Origin of the sequence: Pseudomonas sp. NFACC46-3 (assembly GCF_900114515.1) — a bacterium.
Classification (GTDB): domain Bacteria; phylum Pseudomonadota; class Gammaproteobacteria; order Pseudomonadales; family Pseudomonadaceae; genus Aquipseudomonas; species Aquipseudomonas fluorescens_Q.
The window spans coordinates 18,731-38,359 of the sequence record NZ_FOTH01000039.1 but is presented as its reverse complement, the minus strand read 5'-3'; the positions used below and the strand labels follow the sequence as shown (position 1 = coordinate 38,359).

General features: G+C 58.9%; 19 protein-coding genes. 9 read left to right on the top strand and 10 right to left on the bottom strand.

The features are described 5' to 3' along the window. The first annotated feature begins 26 nt into the window (after positions 1–26). The gene (gene ettA, locus BM300_RS26355; protein ID WP_030140297.1) at positions 27–1,691 is read left to right on the top strand and encodes an energy-dependent translational throttle protein EttA; all 1,665 of its coding nucleotides are present in this window, start codon (positions 27–29) and stop codon (positions 1,689–1,691) included. A 56-nt stretch (positions 1,692–1,747) separates the two neighbouring features. Here ettA and BM300_RS26350 read toward each other — a convergent pair whose 3' ends face one another. The 7 genes from BM300_RS26350 to BM300_RS26330 all read right to left on the bottom strand — a co-directional run bounded on the left by BM300_RS26350 (position 1,748) and on the right by BM300_RS26330 (position 9,064). Beyond that, positions 1,748–4,831: a type 2 lanthipeptide synthetase LanM family protein gene (locus tag BM300_RS26350; protein ID WP_092464413.1), complete on the bottom strand. Its 3,084-nt coding sequence runs from the start codon at positions 4,829–4,831 to the stop codon at positions 1,748–1,750. A gap of 84 nt (positions 4,832–4,915) precedes the next feature. Beyond that, the gene (locus tag BM300_RS31115) at positions 4,916–5,077 is read right to left on the bottom strand and encodes a hypothetical protein (protein WP_170862107.1); all 162 of its coding nucleotides are present in this window, start codon (positions 5,075–5,077) and stop codon (positions 4,916–4,918) included. Between the two features lie 158 nt (positions 5,078–5,235). After that, positions 5,236–5,376, bottom strand: a complete 141-nt coding sequence (locus BM300_RS31110) for a hypothetical protein (protein WP_170845994.1) — start codon at positions 5,374–5,376, stop codon at positions 5,236–5,238. A gap of 233 nt (positions 5,377–5,609) precedes the next feature. Next, a complete protein-coding gene (locus BM300_RS26345; protein ID WP_092150626.1) occupies positions 5,610–6,101 on the bottom strand; it encodes a GreA/GreB family elongation factor in 492 nt (163 codons plus the stop codon). A 70-nt stretch (positions 6,102–6,171) separates the two neighbouring features. Next, positions 6,172–6,528 (bottom strand): hypothetical protein, encoded by a 357-nt coding sequence (locus BM300_RS26340; protein ID WP_092150623.1) that lies wholly within the window; start codon positions 6,526–6,528, stop codon positions 6,172–6,174. Between the two features lie 104 nt (positions 6,529–6,632). Further along, positions 6,633–8,486 carry an Lnb N-terminal periplasmic domain-containing protein gene (locus tag BM300_RS26335; protein WP_092150620.1) on the bottom strand — a complete coding sequence of 618 codons (1,854 nt, stop codon included), beginning with the start codon at positions 8,484–8,486 and terminating at the stop codon, positions 6,633–6,635. Positions 8,487–8,575: 89 nt separating this feature from the next. Next, positions 8,576–9,064, bottom strand: coding sequence for a DUF3015 domain-containing protein (locus BM300_RS26330; RefSeq protein ID WP_003185616.1), 489 nt, complete (start codon positions 9,062–9,064; stop codon positions 8,576–8,578). Between the two features lie 274 nt (positions 9,065–9,338). Between BM300_RS26330 and BM300_RS26325 the strand changes: the two genes are divergently transcribed. The 4 genes from BM300_RS26325 to BM300_RS26310 all read left to right on the top strand — a co-directional run bounded on the left by BM300_RS26325 (position 9,339) and on the right by BM300_RS26310 (position 13,880). Further along, positions 9,339–11,777: a Lon protease family protein gene (locus tag BM300_RS26325; RefSeq protein ID WP_063324297.1), complete on the top strand. Its 2,439-nt coding sequence runs from the start codon at positions 9,339–9,341 to the stop codon at positions 11,775–11,777. Between the two features lie 318 nt (positions 11,778–12,095). Then, positions 12,096–12,437, top strand: a complete 342-nt coding sequence (locus BM300_RS26320; RefSeq protein WP_013694243.1) for a PA4575 family protein — start codon at positions 12,096–12,098, stop codon at positions 12,435–12,437. A gap of 132 nt (positions 12,438–12,569) precedes the next feature. After that, positions 12,570–13,058 carry a TIGR00645 family protein gene (locus tag BM300_RS26315; RefSeq protein WP_003205748.1) on the top strand — a complete coding sequence of 163 codons (489 nt, stop codon included), beginning with the start codon at positions 12,570–12,572 and terminating at the stop codon, positions 13,056–13,058. 204 nt (positions 13,059–13,262) lie between these two features. Then, positions 13,263–13,880, top strand: coding sequence for a BamJ family beta-barrel-assembly machinery protein (locus BM300_RS26310; RefSeq protein ID WP_003205746.1), 618 nt, complete (start codon positions 13,263–13,265; stop codon positions 13,878–13,880). 132 nt (positions 13,881–14,012) lie between these two features. Here BM300_RS26310 and BM300_RS26305 read toward each other — a convergent pair whose 3' ends face one another. The 3 genes from BM300_RS26305 to BM300_RS26295 form a co-directional block, all read right to left on the bottom strand. Further along, positions 14,013–14,270 (bottom strand): PA4570 family protein, encoded by a 258-nt coding sequence (locus BM300_RS26305; RefSeq protein WP_003205743.1) that lies wholly within the window; start codon positions 14,268–14,270, stop codon positions 14,013–14,015. 206 nt (positions 14,271–14,476) lie between these two features. Next, positions 14,477–14,818: a zinc ribbon domain-containing protein YjdM gene (locus tag BM300_RS26300; RefSeq protein WP_072346141.1), complete on the bottom strand. Its 342-nt coding sequence runs from the start codon at positions 14,816–14,818 to the stop codon at positions 14,477–14,479. A 191-nt stretch (positions 14,819–15,009) separates the two neighbouring features. After that, on the bottom strand, positions 15,010–15,978 hold the full coding sequence (locus BM300_RS26295; RefSeq protein ID WP_072346139.1) for a polyprenyl synthetase family protein: 969 nt from the start codon (positions 15,976–15,978) through the stop codon (positions 15,010–15,012). A gap of 239 nt (positions 15,979–16,217) precedes the next feature. On the opposite strand from BM300_RS26295, the gene rplU reads away from it, so the two are divergent. The 4 genes from rplU (at position 16,218) to proB (ending at position 19,626) form a co-directional block, all read left to right on the top strand. Next, positions 16,218–16,532: a 50S ribosomal protein L21 gene (gene rplU / locus BM300_RS26290; protein WP_003176051.1), complete on the top strand. Its 315-nt coding sequence runs from the start codon at positions 16,218–16,220 to the stop codon at positions 16,530–16,532. Between the two features lie 35 nt (positions 16,533–16,567). After that, on the top strand, positions 16,568–16,825 hold the full coding sequence (gene rpmA, locus BM300_RS26285; RefSeq protein WP_003205738.1) for a 50S ribosomal protein L27: 258 nt from the start codon (positions 16,568–16,570) through the stop codon (positions 16,823–16,825). 190 nt (positions 16,826–17,015) lie between these two features. Then, the gene (gene cgtA / locus BM300_RS26280) at positions 17,016–18,239 is read left to right on the top strand and encodes an Obg family GTPase CgtA (RefSeq protein WP_060740551.1); all 1,224 of its coding nucleotides are present in this window, start codon (positions 17,016–17,018) and stop codon (positions 18,237–18,239) included. A 268-nt stretch (positions 18,240–18,507) separates the two neighbouring features. Next, on the top strand, positions 18,508–19,626 hold the full coding sequence (proB, locus tag BM300_RS26275; protein WP_018600988.1) for a glutamate 5-kinase: 1,119 nt from the start codon (positions 18,508–18,510) through the stop codon (positions 19,624–19,626). Positions 19,627–19,629: the final 3 nt, after the last annotated feature.

The following is a 19,629-nucleotide window of genomic DNA, read 5'->3' as shown; positions in this document are numbered from 1 at the left end:
CACCTGTCACTGACGCTAGGTTCACCATGGCTCAATACGTCTTCACCATGCATCGGCTGAGCAAAGTTGTTCCGCCGAAGCGGGAAATCCTGAAAAATATTTCACTGTCCTTCTTCCCCGGCGCCAAGATCGGCGTACTGGGTCTCAACGGTTCGGGTAAGTCCACCCTGTTGAAAATCATGGCCGGCGTCGATAACGAATTCGACGGCGAAGCCCGCCCGATGCCGGACCTGAACATCGGCTACCTGCCCCAGGAGCCTCAGCTGGATCCGACCAAGACCGTCCGTGAAGTGGTCGAGGAAGCGGTCAGTGTGATCAAGGACGCCCAGGCGCGCCTCGACGAGGTCTATGCCGCCTACGCCGATCCGGATGCCGACTTCGACAAGCTGGCCGCCGAACAGGCCAAGCTCGAAGCGATCCTGCAGGCCAGCGACGGCCACAACCTGGATCGCCAGCTGGAAGTCGCCGCCGATGCGCTGCGCCTGCCGGCCTGGGACGCGAAGGTCGAACACCTGTCTGGTGGTGAGAAGCGCCGCGTGGCCCTGTGCCGCCTGTTGCTGTCGGCCCCCGACATGCTGCTGCTCGATGAACCGACCAACCACCTGGACGCCGATTCCGTCGCCTGGCTCGAACACTTCCTGCACGACTTCCCAGGCACCGTGGTTGCGATCACGCACGACCGTTATTTCCTGGACAACGTCGCCGGCTGGATCCTCGAACTCGACCGTGGCGCAGGCATTCCATACGAGGGCAACTATTCGGGCTGGCTGGAAGCCAAGTCCGATCGTCTGGCCCAGGAATCCAAGCAGCAGTCGGCCCATGAAAAAGCCATGAAGGAAGAACTGGAGTGGGTGCGCAAAGGCGCCAAGGCCCGCCAGTCCAAATCCAAGGCGCGTCTGCAACGCTTCGAGGAAATGCAATCCCAGGAATTCCAGAAGCGCAGCGAAACCAACGAGATCTACATCCCGGCCGGTCCGCGCCTGGGTGACAAGGTCATCGAGTTCAAGAACGTCACCAAGGGCTACGGCGATCGCGTGCTGATCGACAACCTGTCGTTCTCCATGCCCAAGGGCGCCATTGTCGGCGTGATCGGCGGTAACGGTGCGGGTAAATCCACGCTGTTCCGCATGCTGATGGGCAAGGAAACGCCGGATTCGGGCAGCATCGAAATCGGTGAAACCGTGCAACTGGCCTGCGTCGACCAGAGCCGCGAAGACCTGGACGGCAGCAAGACCGTGTTCCAGCAGATCTCCGACGGTTCCGACCAGATCCGCATCGGCAACTACGAAATCCCGTCGCGCACTTATGTGGGCCGTTTCAACTTCAAGGGCGGCGACCAGCAGAAGTTCGTCAAGGACCTGTCCGGTGGTGAGCGCGGTCGCTTGCACCTGGCGTTGACCTTGAAGGAGGGCGGCAACGTCCTGCTGCTCGACGAACCGTCCAACGACCTCGACGTCGAAACCTTGCGTTCCCTGGAAGAAGCCTTGCTGGACTTCCCGGGCGCCGCCATTGTGATCTCCCACGATCGGTGGTTCCTCGACCGCGTGGCGACCCACATCCTGGCATACGAAGACGATTCGCAAGCGGTGTTCTTCGAAGGCAACTACACCGAGTACGAAGCCGATCGCAAGAAACGCCTCGGCGAAGCGGCCGCCCAGCCGCACCGCGTACGGCACAAGAAACTGGCCTGATTCGGTCGGTTGCATGAAAAAAACGGAGCCTTCGAAGGCTCCGTTTTTCATGGGGGTTACGCTGGCATCGCGAACTCAAGGGTGAGAATGTTGGGGATTGTCGGGTCCATCTCGTACAGCAAGGCATAACCCGCCCCCGTGATTCCAGTCAACAGGCTGACGTCGGGTACCCGATCGTTGTCGAGCCATGGTCCCTCGAAAAACTGCCGGGCGATTTCGTCGAGTGTCTTTCTGACCCTGCTCATGCCTTCGGGATTATCCGAATGCCGATACAGGTCATGCAGACAGATCAGATTGCCGAAATCGCCGTGGCACAGGTTAAAGCCCTCGCCGAAACCGTGCTGCCAGAGATTGTTCTCGCATCGCTGTATATCGTCGAGCACGGTCTGCCTGGCCGCGTCGTCCAGGGCGTCCCCCATCGATGCCATGAGCTGTCGCCTGGCGATAAGGATACCGCCGTCGCCGTGGCACCACTTGGACGTATGGTCCGCCGGGCCGAGGTTTCGCAGGTCCAGCCAGAAACCGTCCCGGCTCAGGCGGTTTTCGCCTTCGAGCACCTGGATGGCCAAGGGCACCAGGGTCGCATCGCCGGTCACGTCATAGGCTTTGCACAGGGCATGGATGACCCCCGAGAGGCCGTGGGACAAGCCTGTCAAAATGACCGAGCGATCATCACGCCGCAGCAGTTGGCCATCTTCAATCAGGACTTGATCCTTGATGTAGCCAACCATGCGTTGGATGGCTGGCAGCACGTCCTCCTGTGCAGACAATGCATGGATATTGGCCAGCAGGGTCACAGCCCCACAACAGCCTCCGAGGAAGTCGAAATCATAGTCTTCAGGAGGGACTTCAATCAGTTGGGTCAGCAGGCCGGCGATTTTTTCATCGTGTTTCGGATCTCCCGTTATTTGCCGACGATTGATCAGCAGATAGAGATAAGCCCCCAGCCCGTGATAGGCACTGACGGTCAAATCGGTTTTGAAAAAGCCAAAGCGTTGTTCCAGGGAGTACAGGACCTGATCCATGCGCGACAGAAAGTGCGGTTCGCCGCTCACCTTGAACAGGCCCAGATAAAACAAGCCAATCCCGGCGATACCGGAGTACAGCCCGTGATCCATGGGCGACGGGTATTTTCTCTGGGTCGTGGGGTGCAGGTGAAAAGACAACCAACTGACGTCCGTTGATGTTCCTATGATAGCGAGCTCCTCGATACGGGAGCTGATGCTCAATATTCCGTCGAGTAGGCCCGATGGGGGAGCGCTCTCAAGGTTCGCAAGCCTCTGTCTGGCGCGCAGTGGCAGTTGTCCATTAGGCTCAGGAAACAAACAAATTTCGAGCAATGTGCGTTGTAACGCTTTGTCTGCATGGGACAGGCTGGCCAGTTTCTGTAAGCAGCTCTTTATTGGTGGCTCTATGGGCGTCATTCCTATCGTTTCACCTTGGGCGCTCGTCAAGTAGTTGGCGTTGAGAGGCATGGTGAAACATGGGATGCTGGATCGTTGCAGGTCCGCTATTTCATAACGGGGAATACCTTTTGCTGCATAGGGTTCCTTCAGATCTTTCCATAAAGTTGCCAGTAGAAGTTCCCTGTCCAGCATATTTTGCATAAAGCGTGGGTGGCGGCTTAGTCCGATGAAATCGGCATAGCGCTGGGAATTCTTGAGCAATACGCGGGTTGATAATTCGCCTGCAGATTGTTCGAGTATCTGCATGATCATCTGTTGATAAATCATCAACTGGCCATAGGCATAGTCAAAGCCATGGAGGAGTTCAGCTTTATAGGGTTCAAATCCCTTATGCCCGCCTTGCAGGTGTGGCAGGTGTTTTTGCAGTGGCTGGTGTTCGAATTGTGTTTTGCGCAGATGGTAGAAGCCATCTTCGAAAACCAGGGAATGGCGGGTGGAAGTGAATCGCTCTTGCCGAGTCAGACCGCTTTGGTCGTAATTGGATTTTTGAGAGAAGGGTAAAAAACCGGTGGAATATACCGACTGTTGGGTCAACTTGAAGGCATTGAACAACGCGCAGTCGGCAGGTAAGTCGTGTAGCAGCTCGCTGGTAGAGGCGGTGAATAAACATTCAAGGTCAATCATGACCGGGCTGCTTCCACACGCAATGATATTTTCGTAGTGAAAGTCGATGCCATTCAATGCGTGGATGAGGGCCATTTGTGCGCCCATTTTTGTATAGAACAGCGCAACGTCTGCTTCGCTGTCGCAAGGCAGATTGTCGATCTTTTCTACCCAGCTATGCTGCTCGCAGCTGAGGATCCTGGGTGCATGTATAGAAAAACAATCCGCGCCTGACCACTCATGCAATTGCCCAAGGAGACGATTGAAAAACAACGCCTCCCGGCTCGCTCTTGGTTTGTAAACCAACGAGGTCGTACCAATTTTAACCTCGCAGACCGTTTCACCACGACCATGGGGATCACCTAGACCAAGTTCGATCGCGTCGATTTTCCGGGACGGGATCGAAAACGTCTTCTCCAGCAATTCAGTATCGTCGGCGAAGTCGCGAATGACCCCATAAAGGTACTGGGTGGTGTCTTCCAGTAGATCCAGTAGCAGGCCCGCCAACACCGGGTAGGACTCAAACAATTTCAGCAGTGGCAATGTGCGCAGATGCTCATTGAAAGCTGTTAAATCGAGGTCCTCACCGGCTGCAATCCGCGTATTCAAATAGTGAACCAGGCTTTGTTCTGATGTGCGTTCTACCCGGCCCAGAACATAGCGCTCCAGGCTTGCAAACAAGGCCCGGTCATCGATGTGCAATGATGCAGCGGCGTAGCGCGGATCGCCTTTGAACGTATCCATGAAATAAAGAAAAAAACGGTAGCCAAACCAATAAAAATTGTTTTTGCCGATTGAGATAGTGTTCGTCTCGGTGTCAAGGCTGTCGAGCTGGGTAAGTTTTGCCTCCAAGGCGTTTAAGACGGTTTCGCCATCGATGGGCAAGGGTTGGTTATTGGCAGGTTCCTTGATGTACGCAGACAGCTGCGCCCTGTCTAATCCGAAGTGATTCAGCAAGGCCTGATCATCAACATGCAGGCGAGTCAGGTTGTTTTCAAAAAGGGCGATATCGCGACCGGAAGAGAATCTGTGCTGACCTCGCTGATTCAACTTCAAGGAGTTAATTAACATGCCGTGTCTCCTGACATGGATAGAGCAGGCGGTGCCTGCTCTATGTTTTATTGATTGCCTGTTTTGACGATCAGTTGAGCGGGATTAGCAGCCCAGTGTCGAGCACTCGAGATTGGTGCACGTTCCGAAAGTGTTGCACTCCAATGACGTTATCAGCATCCGCCCATTGCTCTTGTTGGCAGGCGCTTGATAAGCGTTGAACTCGAGATAGAAGTCACCGGACATGTTCAGGATTTTTTCGCTCATGATATTTCCTCATCAGTTATTGAATATCGCGTACAGCGGCCTGCGGCCAATCGGATGCCAATCACTGTATCCGAACTGTAGGATTTCAAATGAAGTTGTCTATGAATGGGATTAGGGATATCAAAGTCGCCCTGTGCAGGTCGACCTTGAAAGTGGGATTAGCACAAAATGGCGGTGCACTCTGCGGTGCCACATTCGACAATGGTCAGCGCTGCTGACTCAATGCCGCGACTGACGAGTTGGTAGGACTTGAAGTCACCATCGAAGTCACCGGACATTGCCAGTATGTGTTCGCTCATCATGTTTCTCCTCTGTTGTTACGCACCTGTTTTGGTGCGGGAAAAACAATAGCACGCTGCCGATTAAGCACAAACTTGTCGTTATGACCTTATGTTGCAGTTACATGTTGCTACAGGTATGTGGTTACTGTTGCGACGCTCTAGCGCTAGAGGCTTTATTGCTCTTGTTCGAGTCTGCAGGAAAGGTTTAAGTGTTTTCTCATGGTACTAACAAGTGCTGCTCGCTCAGTTCGTTAATCAAGCGCTATTGCAATGACTTCAATGGCGAGATTGCCCATCGGTCGCTCCCAGATCACCTCATCCCCAACCTTCGCCCCCAGCAACGCTCGCCCCAGCGGCGAACCCCAGTTGATCAGTCCACTGGCCGCATCAGCTTGGTCTTCACCCACCAATTGGACCCGCTGCTCGTGATCATGCTCATCGACGAAGGTCACCCAATGCCCGATCCGCACCTGATCCGTTGATGTCGGCACGACGACCTGGGCGCTTTGCAAGCGCTGATTGAAATAGCGCAGGTCCCGTTCAATGTCGGCGATGCGCTGTTTGTCTGCCTGGTCGCCTTTGGCTGCGTGCTGGCCATGCAGTGCCTGCAACTGGGCGACGCGGGCCTGCAACTGGGCAAACCCGGACGGTGTCACGTAATTGGGCTGGGCACTGACCTGGCGTTCGACCGGTTGATCGGCCTGGGCTGCGGCGGTGTCTTCGTTGACGAAAGCGCGACTCATGGTGTTCTCCTCTATTGGAGTTTGGGCCATGGTCGCAGGCTTTTGGTTTCGATGAATGTCTGTGCGCGACTTACGGCGAGCGATAAGCCCGGGCGGCATCCTGGTCTTTCTGCTGTTGCCAGGCCCGTTCACGTTCATCCCAGTGACGTTCGCGATAGGCGTCACGCTCCTCGCTTTCGCGCATGGCCTGACACTGACGGAAACCATCGCTCCAGCCTTCGGCGTAGCGCGGGTCCTTGAGATAGCGCGGCACGTCTTTCCTGAACTGGCCGGTGATCACCCCGGCGGCTTGCCGGCCGCTGCTGCAACCGTCGTCGTAGCCGTCGGCGAACGCTGGTGGATAACCCCGGGCGATCAGGTCTTCGTGGGTGGTTTCACAGCCACCGAGCAACATCAACATACTCAGGACCACTGCTGTGCGCTTCATTTCTGCTTTCCTGCCGAATCCCGCTCATACAATAAGTCTAGAAGTGGATTCGTCAGTAAGGCGTGAAAGCGTGGTGATTAATCCGTTCGTTGCGCAGGCCATGGTCAGTAGTGATACCACTTCACCTCAAGCATCACCTCGTTCTCCGGCGAGGCCAATTGGCTGAACTCCCGCTGGGCACTCAGGCGCAGGCCGAGGTTTCGGGACAGCTCCCATTGCTGGTTCAAGCTCAGGCTGCGGCGCACTTCGCCGTTGACGAAATAATCACCCTTGGCTTCCAGGCTCAGGTTGCCCAGTGGATTTTTCCACAGCACACCGCTATTGAAACCGGCGGCCGGGGCGATGAACTGGGCGAAGTCATTGTTGTGCTCGACCCGCACCGTGCCCAGGGCAAAGCCCAGCACCTCGTCCCCCAGCGCCCAGGTGCCACCTGCGCCGCCGTTGACGTGGCTGACCAGGGTTTCGTCGTCGTGTTTGCCTGGCACCCGCTCCAGGCCGCCGGTGACCTGCCAGGACAGCGGTTGCAGCAGCTCGTTGCGTGGGGTCAGGGAGCGAATGGTCGCCAGGTCCAGTTGTTGCACCTGCCAGTCATTGCCTTCGTACTGGCGCAGTTTCAATTGCAGGATTTCGATCTGTGCGCCCAAGGGGAAGCTCTCGGCGTTGTCGTTGAGATCGTGATAGGCCATGCGCAAGCCATACTCGCCGAACGCCCGGTCGCCCCGCGTGCCGAGGCCAGCCTGCCAGGTGCGCGATTGGTGACCGTCCTCGGGCAGGCCCGGTTGCGGGATATCGAGCTCCGGCGCAGGGTTTTGGTTGATCGCCCGCAACAGTTCGAAACTGCGCTGGGCGCGTTGTGGGTCGCGCTCCTGGCCGTTGGCGCGATAGCGCTCCAGGCGATAGGCCGCATCGATGATCAGCGCCTGGCGTTCGCGCGGCAACGCCTTGAAGCCGGGGGCTTGCAGTTGCTGCTGGTCGGCGCTGGCTTTGAGTACCCATTGCTGTTCTTCGTCGCTGAGCGGTTCGGCGCGGCTGAGCAGTTCCCGTTCACGGGACGGTCGATACTGGATGCTTTCCACCAGGCCGGCTTCTTTCACGGCCTTGACGGTGTCGGTGGGAATCGCAGTCAGCGGGAATTGTTCGGTCAGGCGCAGGCTGGGGCGAGCCACTTGCAGCAATTCGAGCAGGCGATAGGAGCAGTTTTCGTCGAAGAAAAAATAGTCGAACTGAATCTGCTTGAGTTCCCAGACGTGCTCGACCATGCGCTCGGTTTCCGCCTGGCTCAGGTTCAGGCGGTATTCCCACAGGTCGCGGTTCTCCAGGCTACGGTACTCGGAGAGTTTTTCCTGGTACGGCACCAGGGCAAACAGGCCGGGATAGCCGCCCATCAGGCCCTTCCAGGCATAGAGGATGCTGTTGTCCGAGCCTTCGATGTAGGCGCCGAAATTGATCGCATAGCTGAGCAGGGCGGTCTTGTCGCTTTGCACATCGGCCTGGTCGATGCGCAGCAGGGTGTGACCGAACATCGAGGACGGGCTGTTCAGATACGCGGCGGGGAAGATCATCACCGCGCTGTGGGGCGAGACGTCCTTGAACCATTGGTTGAAGTCGCTGCAGTCAACAGCCGGCAGATCCGTCAGATTGAGCTGGGCCTTGAGCCAGCGCGTTCGCGCCGGGTACACGCACTGGGCATGCTGCTGGCCGGCGCTGGCCGGGCCGTACAGGGCTTTTAGCGTGGCACTCAGTTCGCGCTCGGGATGTTCGTTGCCATCGGGCGCGAGGAAGAATTGCTTGTCGCTGATATAGCTGCGCCAACCGCCGAGCTTGGCGGTTTCGTAGTGGCCCAGGGAAATCCAGAAGCGGTCATTGGCCAGTTGCTGCAAACGTTGAGGGTCGACATGAGGCGCGGCGGACAGCGGGGCGCACACACAGAGCGCTAGCCAGGCAAGGCGTTTGAGCATAGTCGGCTACTTGGAAAGGCGAAAAAACAAAGACCGAAGGGGCCCCGAAAAGAAAACCCGCTCCCCGAGAGGAGCGAGTGGTGTCGAGCTTAAGCTTGAGTGGCGTACTTGGCCAGGCGAGGATCGCTTTTCAGCACGGCCAGAGTGTTGGTATGCACATCTTCCGCCGTCACGTCAGCCTTGCTGAAGATCTGCTGGAAGTGCTCGTGGGTAACGGCGGAGAAGTGTGCGCGATCTTCCGGCGCCACGCCCAGTACCACGGCATAGGTGGTCAGCGCTTCGCCCTGACCCTTGGCCATGTCTTCGGACAGCTCGTTCATCATGCCATTCATGGCCAGCCAGGACTTGCCGCCGTAAGTCAGTGCCGCGTTGGTCGAGCAACCGTTGGTGCCGGATGTCATGCCGAAGGTAGCGTTACCGGAAGTGCCGTTGGTGGTGGATGCCAGGAAGTGTGCCGGAGTGCCACGCTGACCTTCGAACAGCATGTTGCCCCAGCCGCAATCCGGGCCGCCCGGCGCCTGAGCCATGGCGTTGATGGATACAGCGGTGAAGAGAGTACCGAGAAGAATCCGTTTCATAGCTATGTTCTCTTTATGTGCATACCGATGGACAGGGTCTGGCCCCTACAGCTGCCAGTGGGCCGGTTATTGTTCCAGCCGCGCAGTTTGGAGTTTAGGCACGATCTGAGGGTTCCGTGACATTTTGCAAAAACATCACTGGAAGATCGCCTGTCTACCGGGCCCGACCGCGGTTTCCCCTTTGACTATGCTTTGGGCAGAGGCGCTCCTTGCCAGTCAGGTACAGGCGGCGCCAGAATGCCGCTATCTGCCCCGCCTGATGTAAGGAAGCCCGATGCCTGATCCTGTTGCTGCCAGCTTGCGTCTAGCGCCCGAAGCGCTGACCCGTCCGTTTTCCGCTGAACAGTTCAGCTTCTCTACCACCAATGATCTGGAGCCCTTCCGCGGTGTGCTTGGCCAGGAACGTGCGGTCGAAGCCTTGCAGTTCGGCGTGGCCATGCCGCGCCCCGGTTACAACGTATTCGTCATGGGTGAGCCCGGCACTGGCCGGTTTTCGTTCGTCAAACGCTACCTCAAGGCCGAAGGCAAGCGCCTGCAGACCCCGGCGGACTGGGTCTACGTCAACAACTTCGATGAGCCCCGCGAACCCCGTGCCCTGGAACTGCCGTCAGGTACGGCCGGTGCTTTCATCGCCGACATCAACGGCCTGATCGACAACTTGCTGGCGACGTTCCCGGCGGTATTCGAGCACCCGTCCTACCAGCAGAAGAAAAGTGCCATCGACCGCGCCTTCAATCAGCGCTATGACCGCGCCTTGGATGTGATCGAGCGCCTGGCGCTGGAGAAGGATGTCGCGCTGTACCGTGACAGCAGCAACATCGCCTTCACGCCAATGAGCGAAGGCAAGGCCCTGGATGAAGCTGAATTCGCCCAGTTGCCGGAAGCCGAGCGCGAGCGTTTCCATGAGGACATCTCGGGCCTGGAAGAGCGTTTGAACGAAGAGCTTGCCAGCCTGCCACAGTGGAAGCGCGAGTCCAGCAACCAGTTGCGCCAGCTCAACGAAGAAACCATCACCCTGGCCCTGCAACCGTTGCTGGCACCACTGTCGGAGAAATACGCAGAGAACGCTGCGGTCTGCGGCTACCTGCAGGCCATGCAGGTCTATCTGCTCAAGACTGTGGTCGAGCAATTGGTGGATGACAGCAAGACCGACGCCATCGCCCGCAAGCTGCTGGAGGAACAGTACGCGCCGAGCCTGGTGGTCGGGCATCCGTTCAGTGGCGGCGCGCCGGTGGTGTTCGAGCCGCACCCGACCTACGACAACCTGTTTGGTCGCATCGAATACAGCACCGACCAGGGCGCGCTCTACACCACGTACCGGCAGTTGCGTCCGGGCGCCTTGCACCGGGCCAACGGCGGTTTCCTGATTCTCGAAGCGGAAAAAATGCTCGGTGAGCCGTTCGTGTGGGATGCGCTCAAGCGCGCCCTGCAATCGCGCAAGCTGAAAATGGAATCGCCGCTGGGGGAACTGGGGCGCGTGGCCACCGTGACCCTGACGCCGCAGCACATTCCGCTGCAGGTCAAGGTCGTGATCATCGGCGCCCGCCAGCTCTACTACGCTTTGCAGGACCTGGATCCGGATTTCCAGGAAATGTTTCGCGTGCTGGTGGATTTCGACGAAGACATCCCGATGGGCGACGAGAGCCTGGAGCAGTTCGCCCAGTTGCTCAAGACCCGCACTTCGGAGGAGGGCATGGCGCCGCTGACTGCCGACGCGGTGGCGCGCCTGGCGACCTACAGTGCGCGTCTGGCCGAACACCAGGGGCGCTTGTCGGCGCGTATCGGTGATCTGTTCCAACTGGTCAGCGAGGCGGATTTCATTCGCCAACTGGCCGGTGACGAGATGACCGACGCCGGTCATATCGAGCGCGCCCTCAAGGCCAAGGCCACCCGTACCGGGCGTGTCTCGGCGCGAATCCTCGACGACATGCTCGCGGGGATCATCCTGATCGACACCGCCGGTGCGGCCGTGGGCAAATGCAACGGGCTGACAGTACTCGAGGTCGGCGACTCTGCGTTTGGTGTACCCGCGCGGATTTCCGCCACGGTGTACCCGGGCGGCAGCGGCATCGTCGACATCGAGCGGGAGGTCAACCTCGGCCAGCCGATCCACTCCAAGGGCGTGATGATTCTTACCGGCTACCTGGGCAGTCGTTATGCCCAGGAATTCCCGCTGGCGATCTCGGCCAGCATTGCGCTGGAGCAGTCCTACGGTTACGTGGACGGCGACAGCGCGTCCCTGGGCGAGGCGTGTACGCTGATCTCGGCCCTGTCGAAGACGCCGCTCAAGCAGTGCTTCGCCATTACCGGCTCGATCAACCAGTTCGGTGAAGTGCAGGCGGTGGGCGGGGTCAACGAGAAGATCGAAGGCTTCTTCCGCCTCTGTGAAGCCCGCGGGTTGACCGGTGAGCAGGGGGCCATCATTCCCCAGGCCAACGTCGCGACCTTGATGCTCGACGAGAAAGTGCTGGCCGCCGTGCGCGCTGGGCAGTTCCACGTCTATGCGGTGCGCCAGGCCGACGAAGCCCTGAGCCTGTTGGTGGGCGAGCCTGCTGGCGAGCCGGACGAAAACGGCGAGTTCCCCGAGGGCAGCGTCAATGCCCGGGTGGTGGAGCGGCTGCGGGTGATCGCGGAAATGATCAGCGAAGACGACATCAAGGAAGCGGAAAAGGAATTGGCACAGCAGGCATTGACGGAGGCCAAGCCGGCTTGATGTTTTCCTGACCGCAGCAAGACCTCCTGTGGGAGCGAGCTTGCTCGCGATTGCGGAGTTTCAGTCACGGTTTTCCCGACTGTCACACCGCAATCGCGAGCAAGCTCGCTCCCACACTGTTTTGTGGGTTATTTCTAAAAAAACGCCACCACTTTGGCGTCAATATTCACACTGTGACCGCTCGGCGTATTCTGGTCTCGAAAGTCCTTGCGACCGGAACTTTTCTTCTATCCTCAGCTCAAGGATAACGAGAGTCATCATCGGATCGAAACAGCCTCCTCCCGGGGCTGAATACCGGATCTACCGAGGGGCGCCGCCATGTCGCGCAACCTTTGCCTCACTCGTCAATGCCTGGGCCTTGTCACCCGTATCGAATGCGCCATCCGCCCCCTGGCGGGAGATACCGGTATGTGGACCTTGCTCTTCGCCGCCGGAATGGCCGGTGAACAACCTTCTGCCATCAAGGCCCAAGGGCCATTTCCCGGCCCGACTGCCGCCGAATCCATCCTCGATACCATTGTGCAAAGCCTGACGCTGCACGGCTACGAGCTGGCCGATGACCCGCAGATATGGTCCCTGCACATGCAAGCCCAACTGCGTGAAATCAATGGAGGCCGTTGTCGCAACGTCGGCGGCTTCGAGTTTCGTCCGCTGCATTGAAGGCCATCACCGCACGGGCATCGGCAGTAAAATTTTGACACAAGAGCAGGGACCTGGGACGGTCCCGGCGTTTGTGGGGCCGGTCGTGGCTGATATACTCGCCGCGATTTTTCAGCCCTGGTGTGAGATTCAATGGAACGCTTTATCGAAAACGCAATGTACGCCTCCCGTTGGCTGCTGGCGCCGATCTACTTCGGGTTGTCCCTGGGCTTGCTGGCCCTGGCGCTGAAGTTCTTCCAGGAAGTCTTTCACGTCATCCCCAACGTGTTTTCCATGGCCGAGTCGGACCTGATCCTGGTGCTGCTGTCGTTGATCGACATGGCGCTGGTGGGCGGGCTACTGGTGATGGTGATGATTTCCGGCTACGAGAACTTCGTCTCGCAGTTGGACATCGGCGACGACAAGGAAAAGCTCAACTGGCTGGGCACCATGGACTCTTCATCGCTGAAGATGAAAGTCGCGGCCTCGATCGTGGCCATTTCCTCCATCCACCTGCTGCGCATTTTCATGGACGCCAAGAACGTCGATCCCGAGCATCTGATGTGGTACGTGATCATTCACATGACTTTCGTGGTCTCGGCATTCGCCATGGGCTACCTGGACAAACTGACCAAGCACTGAGGTCGGTTCACCACGCTGACACAACGCCCGCCTGTAGAATTGCAGGCGGGCGTTGTCGTTTCGGGCGGCTTGCTTTGACGTAGGGGGCTCGTCACCCGCGGTGGCATCTGTGCTAGTCTGCTCGCCCTTTTGGTTCCGGGCGCTCCGGGAGGCGCTGTGTCACGCACGGCAACTCTCGAGCCGTCCGCACAGCGGAGCAGCATCATGTCCGAAGTTAACCTGTCCACCGACGAAACCCGCGTCAGCTACGGCATTGGCCGTCAGTTGGGCGACCAACTGCGCGACAACCCGCCACCGGGCGTGAGCCTGGACGCCATCCTGGCCGGCCTGACCGACGCGTTCGCCGGCAAGCCAAGCCGCGTGGGCCAGGACGAGATGTCCGCCAGCTTCAAGGTCATTCGTGAAATCATGCAAGCCGAAGCCGCTGCCAAGGCTGAAGCTGCCGCTGGCGAAGGCCGTGCGTTCCTGGCCGAAAACGCCAAGCGTGAAGGCATCACCACCCTGGCTTCCGGCCTGCAATTCGAAGTGCTGACCCAAGGTGAAGGCGCCAAGCCGACCCGTGAAGACCAGGTGCGTACCCATTACCACGGCACCCTGATCGACGGCACTGTGTTCGACAGCTCCTACGATCGTGGCCAGCCAGCCGAATTCCCGGTTGGCGGCGTGATCCCAGGCTGGACCGAAGCCCTGCAACTGATGAACGCCGGCAGCAAATGGCGCCTGTACGTGCCGAGCGAACTGGCTTACGGCGCTCAAGGCGTTGGCAGCATTCCACCGCACAGCGTGCTGGTGTTTGACGTCGAGTTGTTGGACGTACTGTAAGACCCTGCCTGGTTTAACGCCGGGCAAATAGGTGGGAGCGGGCTTGCTCGCGAATGCGGACTGTCAGTCGACATTATCGTTGACTGACCCACCGCTTTCGCGAGCAAGCCCGCTCCCACATGACCTCTGCGTTCATCCGTGGAACCTGCCACTGAAATCACCTGTCGGGCGCAATGCCCGGGCGTAGCAGAACAGGAACAGATTGCGCACCAGTTCCTTGAGCACCAACGGCTCACTGGAATTGAGGCTGTTGAGGTCCAGGTCCCCCTGGTCCTGCAGCTCGTTCAAGGCTTCTTCTTCAAGCACCGCACAGACTTCCCCGGTTTCCCGATGCAGGATCCTGAGATAGGGATGTGGGCGGTCCAGCCAGGCATCGATCAAATAAGTCATGGTTCTCATCTCCTTGATGGGTTTCGATGAGAATAATTCTTATTCGCTAAATAGCAAGGCTCTATTGGCGTTGCGATTGTTTTTCTGACGGTGGGTTATGGCAGCTCAGAACGCCTGGCAGTTGGCTAACGTCCGAGAAATGGGGGCGAAGCGGAGAGGGCGAGGCTCCATCCCACACGCGGGGTATGGGATGGAATACAGCAGTATCAGACTTTTCTTACGAACTCGGACTTGAGTTTCATCGGGCCGATGCCGTCGATCTTGCAGTCGATGTCGTGGTCACCCTCGCACAGGCGGATGTTCTTGACCTTGGTGCCGACCTTGACCACCAGCGACGTGCCCTTGACCTTGAGGTCCTTGATCACGGTGATGGTGTCGCCGTCCTGCAGGACGTTGCCGACCGAATCTTTCTTCACGGTATCGTCGGACGCTGTTTCAGCTTCGCCGCTGGCGGACCATTCGTGGGCACACTCCGGGCAGACCAGTTGAGTACCGTCTTCGTAGGTGTATTCGGAATTGCATTTCGGGCAGGGAGGCAACGTGCTCACTAAGGTTCCTTGGGTATCAGGAGGGCAAAAGGGCGCACATTATATAGGGTTTTGTGGCTGGAATGGGAGTTCGCGGTCCTGTGGCGAGGGAGCTTGCTCCCGCTCGGTTGCGTAGCGACCGTGGATACTTTTGAAGGGGCTGCTGCGCAGCCCAGCGGGAGCAAGCTCCCTCGCCACAGGAAAACCTTGTATCAGTGGGTACGGGCCACCGCAAACTCGCTCAGTTCCACCAGCGCATCGCGGTATTCGCTGGCCGGCAGGGCGTCGAGGCATTTGATCGCGCGGGCAACGTAGTCCCGGGCCAGTTTCGCGGTGTACTCCAGCGAACCGGATGCTTCGACCGCGACACGGATGCTTTCCAGGTCTTCGATCCCGCCTTTCTGGATCGCCTGGCGAACCAGTGCTGCCTGTTCAGGCGTGCCCTCGCGCATGGTGTAGATCAGCGGCAGGGTCGGCTTGCCTTCGGCCAGGTCGTCGCCGACGTTCTTGCCCAGGGTCTCGGCATCGCCCTTGTAGTCGAGCAGGTCGTCCACCAGTTGGAAGGCCACGCCCAAGTGGTCGCCGAAGGTGCGCAGCGCTTCGCTCTGCTCGGCGCTGGCACCGGCCAGGGCGGCGGCGCTGTGGGTCGAGGCTTCGAAGAGCATCGCGGTCTTGCCGCGGATGACTTCCATGTAGGTTTCTTCGGTGGTGCTGGCATCGCGTACCTTGGACAGCTGCAGCACTTCGCCCTCGGCGATGATGCGCGTAGCCTGGGACAGGATCTTCATCACCGGCATCGAGCCCAGCTCGACCATCATTTCGAATGAGCGCGAATAGAGGAAGTCGCCCACCAATACGCTGGGGGCGTTACCCCACATGGCGTTGGCGGTCGAACGGCCACGGCGCATGCCGGACATGTCGACCACGTCGTCGTGGAGCAGGGTCGCGGTGTGCAGGAATTCGATGGTGGCGGCCAGCAGGCGCATGTCATCGCCTTCGCGACCCAGGGCCTTGCCGCACAGCAGCACCAATAAAGGACGCAGGCGTTTACCGCCGGCCGAAGTGATGTAGTCGCCGATTTTCGATACCAGAGGCACGCGGGAAGTCAGCTGCTTCTTGATGATGCCGTCGACGGCGCTAAAATCGTCCGCCACCGCGCGGTAGAAAGCTTGGGGTTGCATCAGCGACAGGTGCTCCAGAAGGGTTGCGCGGCATGCTAGGACCCACGTCCGCAGGTGTCAAGGCGCGATAGACGGCTACTTGCAAGGCTCTCGCGGCTTGCGTACAATCGCGCACCCTGAACTTCCTGGGCAGCACCTGCCTTACGCAATTGCATCCGGGCCTTCCAGCCCATGCAGCCATGCCAGCCAATACCTCTTCTTATAAAGCGCTGGGTGAGCAGGATTATCGGAGAAATACCATGTCGTACGCAGTAATTGTTACTGGTGGCAAGCAATACAAGGTCGCCCCAGGTGAATACCTGAAGATCGAAAAACTGGAAATCGCTACCGGCGAATCCGTGACTTTTGATCGCGTTCTGTTGGTCGCCAATGGCGATGACGTGAATATCGGCGCTCCAGTCGTTGCTGGCGCTACCGTTGTGGCTGAAGTGATCTCCCAAGGTCGTCACGATAAAGTCCGCATCATCAAGTTCCGTCGCCGTAAGCACCACATGAAGCGTATGGGCCACCGCCAGTGGTACACCGAGATCAAAATCACCGGTATTCAGGCTTAATTTCAGCCTAATTCCTCACTAGGAGAATTGAACTCATGGCACACAAAAAAGCTGGTGGTAGTACCCGTAACGGTCGCGACTCAGAAGCCAAACGCCTTGGCGTGAAGATGTATGGCGGCCAGGCTATCAAAGCAGGCAACATCATCGTGCGTCAGCGCGGCACCCAATTCCACGCTGGCTACGGCGTGGGCATGGGTAAGGATCACACCCTCTTCGCTAAAGTCGAAGGCGTGATCAAGTTCGAAGTAAAAGGCGCCTTCGGTCGTCGTTACGTAAGCGTTATCGCAGCTTAATTGCGAGACCGCTGGAAAAGCCCTGTCTTGCGACGGGGCTTTTTCGTTTGTGGGGTGAGTCTCTTGCAAAACTGTTTGTATGGGCTGTCGGCGCTGCGGTTGGGGCGTGTCATCAGGTCGCTGCGCTCATTTTTGCAAGAGTCTTATGTCTTGTTTTTTTGGCTCGTCCGTATGGCGAGAGGCGTGTGTCATGAAGTTTGTTGATGAAGTATCGATTCGAGTAAAGGCCGGCGACGGCGGCAATGGTTGCATGAGTTTCCGTCGGGAAAAGTTCATTGAAAATGGTGGCCCTAACGGCGGTGATGGGGGCGATGGTGGCTCGATCTACATGCTCGCCGACGAAAACCTCAACACCCTGGTGGACTACCGTTACACCCGGCACTTCGATGCCGAGCGTGGCTCCAACGGCGGCAGCACTGACTGCACCGGCAAGAAGGGCGAAGACCTGATCCTGCGCGTGCCAGTCGGCACCACGGTGATCGATTCGGCCACCCAGGAAGTGATTGGCGACCTGACCAAGGCTGGCCAGCGTCTGCTGGTCGCCCATGGCGGCTGGCACGGCCTGGGCAACACCCGTTTCAAATCCAGTACCAACCGTGCGCCGCGCCAGACCACGCCAGGCAAGCCAGGCGAGCAGCGTGACCTGAAGCTGGAAATGAAAGTGTTGGCCGATGTGGGTCTGCTGGGTTTGCCGAACGCCGGTAAAAGTACCTTCATTCGCTCGGTGTCGGCGGCCAAGCCGAAAGTGGCCGATTACCCGTTCACCACCCTGGTGCCGAACCTGGGCGTGGTCAGCGTCGACCGCTGGAAGAGTTTTGTAATCGCCGACATTCCAGGGTTGATCGAAGGGGCTTCCGAGGGCGCGGGCCTGGGGATTCGTTTTCTCAAGCACTTGTCCCGTACCCGTCTGTTGTTGCACCTCGTGGACATGGCGCCGCTGGATGAAACCGATGCTGCCGATGCTGCTGAAGTCATCGTCAACGAGCTGACCAAGTTCAGCCCGGCCCTGGCCGAGCGCGACCGTTGGCTAGTGTTGAACAAGTGCGACCAGATCCTTGAAGAAGAGCATGAGGAGCGGGTCAAGGAAATCGTCGATCGTCTGGAGTGGGAAGGTCCGGTCTACGTGATCTCGGCCATCGCCAAAGAGGGCACCGAGCGCCTGTGTCACGACATCATGCGTTATCTGGAAGATCGCGCCGACCGCCTGGCCAATGACCCGGCGTACAAGGAAGAGCTCGCCGAGCTCGACCAGCGCATCGAAGACGAGGCCCGTGCCCAGTTGCAGGCGCTGGACGACCAGCGTGCCCTGCGTCGCAGTGGTGTCAAGTCGGTCCATGACATTGGTGACGACGATTGGGACGAAGAAGATGTGGATGACGAAGACGGTCCGGAAATCATCTACGTTCGCGACTGATGCTGCTCAGTTGAAGTCAAGGCCTGTGGGGGCTAGCTTGCTTGCGATAGCGGTGTGACAGCCGGTATCAATAATTGCTGGCCCCATGCAATCGCGAGCAAGCTCGCTCCCACAGGTTCAAGTGTTTCGGCGCGGTGTTATCATCGCAGCCAGCCGGTTTCCAAGGCGCCGCTCATTCGAGCGGCGTTTTGGTATCTGTAAAACGCAAATACGAATAATCCCATGGGCGGCGCTGGGTCGCGCCGTTCGCTGGCAAAGGTTGAAGATGATGCGGAGCAAGGTGACGGGTGCGCAGCGCTGGGTCGTGAAGATCGGCAGCGCACTGCTGACGGCGGATGGCAAGGGCCTGGATCGCCAGGCAATGGCGGTGTGGGTCGAGCAGATGGTGGCCTTGCATGAGGCTGGCGTCGAGCTGGTATTGGTCTCTTCCGGGGCTGTAGCCGCCGGTATGAGCCGCCTGGGCTGGACGTCGCGACCCAGCGCGATGCATGAGCTGCAGGCTGCCGCCGCCATCGGCCAGATGGGCCTGGTGCAGGCTTGGGAATCAAGCTTCGCCGAGCACGGTCGCCATACGGCGCAGATCCTGCTGACCCACGATGACTTGTCCGACCGCAAGCGCTACCTCAATGCCCGCAGCACCTTGCGCGCGCTGGTGGAGCTGAAAGTCATCCCGGTGATCAACGAGAACGACACGGTGGTCACCGACGAGATCCGTTTCGGCGATAACGACACCCTGGCCGCGCTGGTGGCGAACCTGGTGGAGGCGGATCTGTTGGTGATCCTCACGGATCGCGACGGCATGTTCGATGCCGATCCGCGCAACAATCCCGACGCCAAGCTGATCTACGAAGCCCGTGCCGACGATCCGGCGCTGGACGCGGTGGCGGGTGGCACGGGTGGTGCGCTGGGTCGTGGTGGCATGCAGACCAAACTGCGCGCTGCGCGTCTGGCGGCGCGGTCCGGGGCCCATACCATCATCGTCGGTGGTCGGTTGGAGCGGGTGCTGGATCGCCTGAAAGCGGGCGAGCGCATCGGCACTCTGCTGTCCCCTGAGCGCGGTATGCTGGCAGCGCGCAAGCAATGGTTGGCCGGGCACCTGCAAACCCGTGGCACGCTGGTGCTGGACGCTGGCGCCGTGACGGCCCTGTCCCAAGGCAACAAAAGCCTGCTGCCGGTGGGTGTGAAGTTGGTACAAGGCAGTTTCCGTCGGGGTGAAATGGTCGTGTGCGTGGCTCCGGATGGTCGCGAGATCGCCCGTGGCCTGGCCAACTACAGCGCCCTGGAAGCACAGAAAATCATCGGTCAGTCGTCTGATGCGATTGTCGGTCTGTTGGGTTACATGGCGGAGCCCGAGTTGGTTCACCGTGACAACCTGATCCTCGTCTAAGGA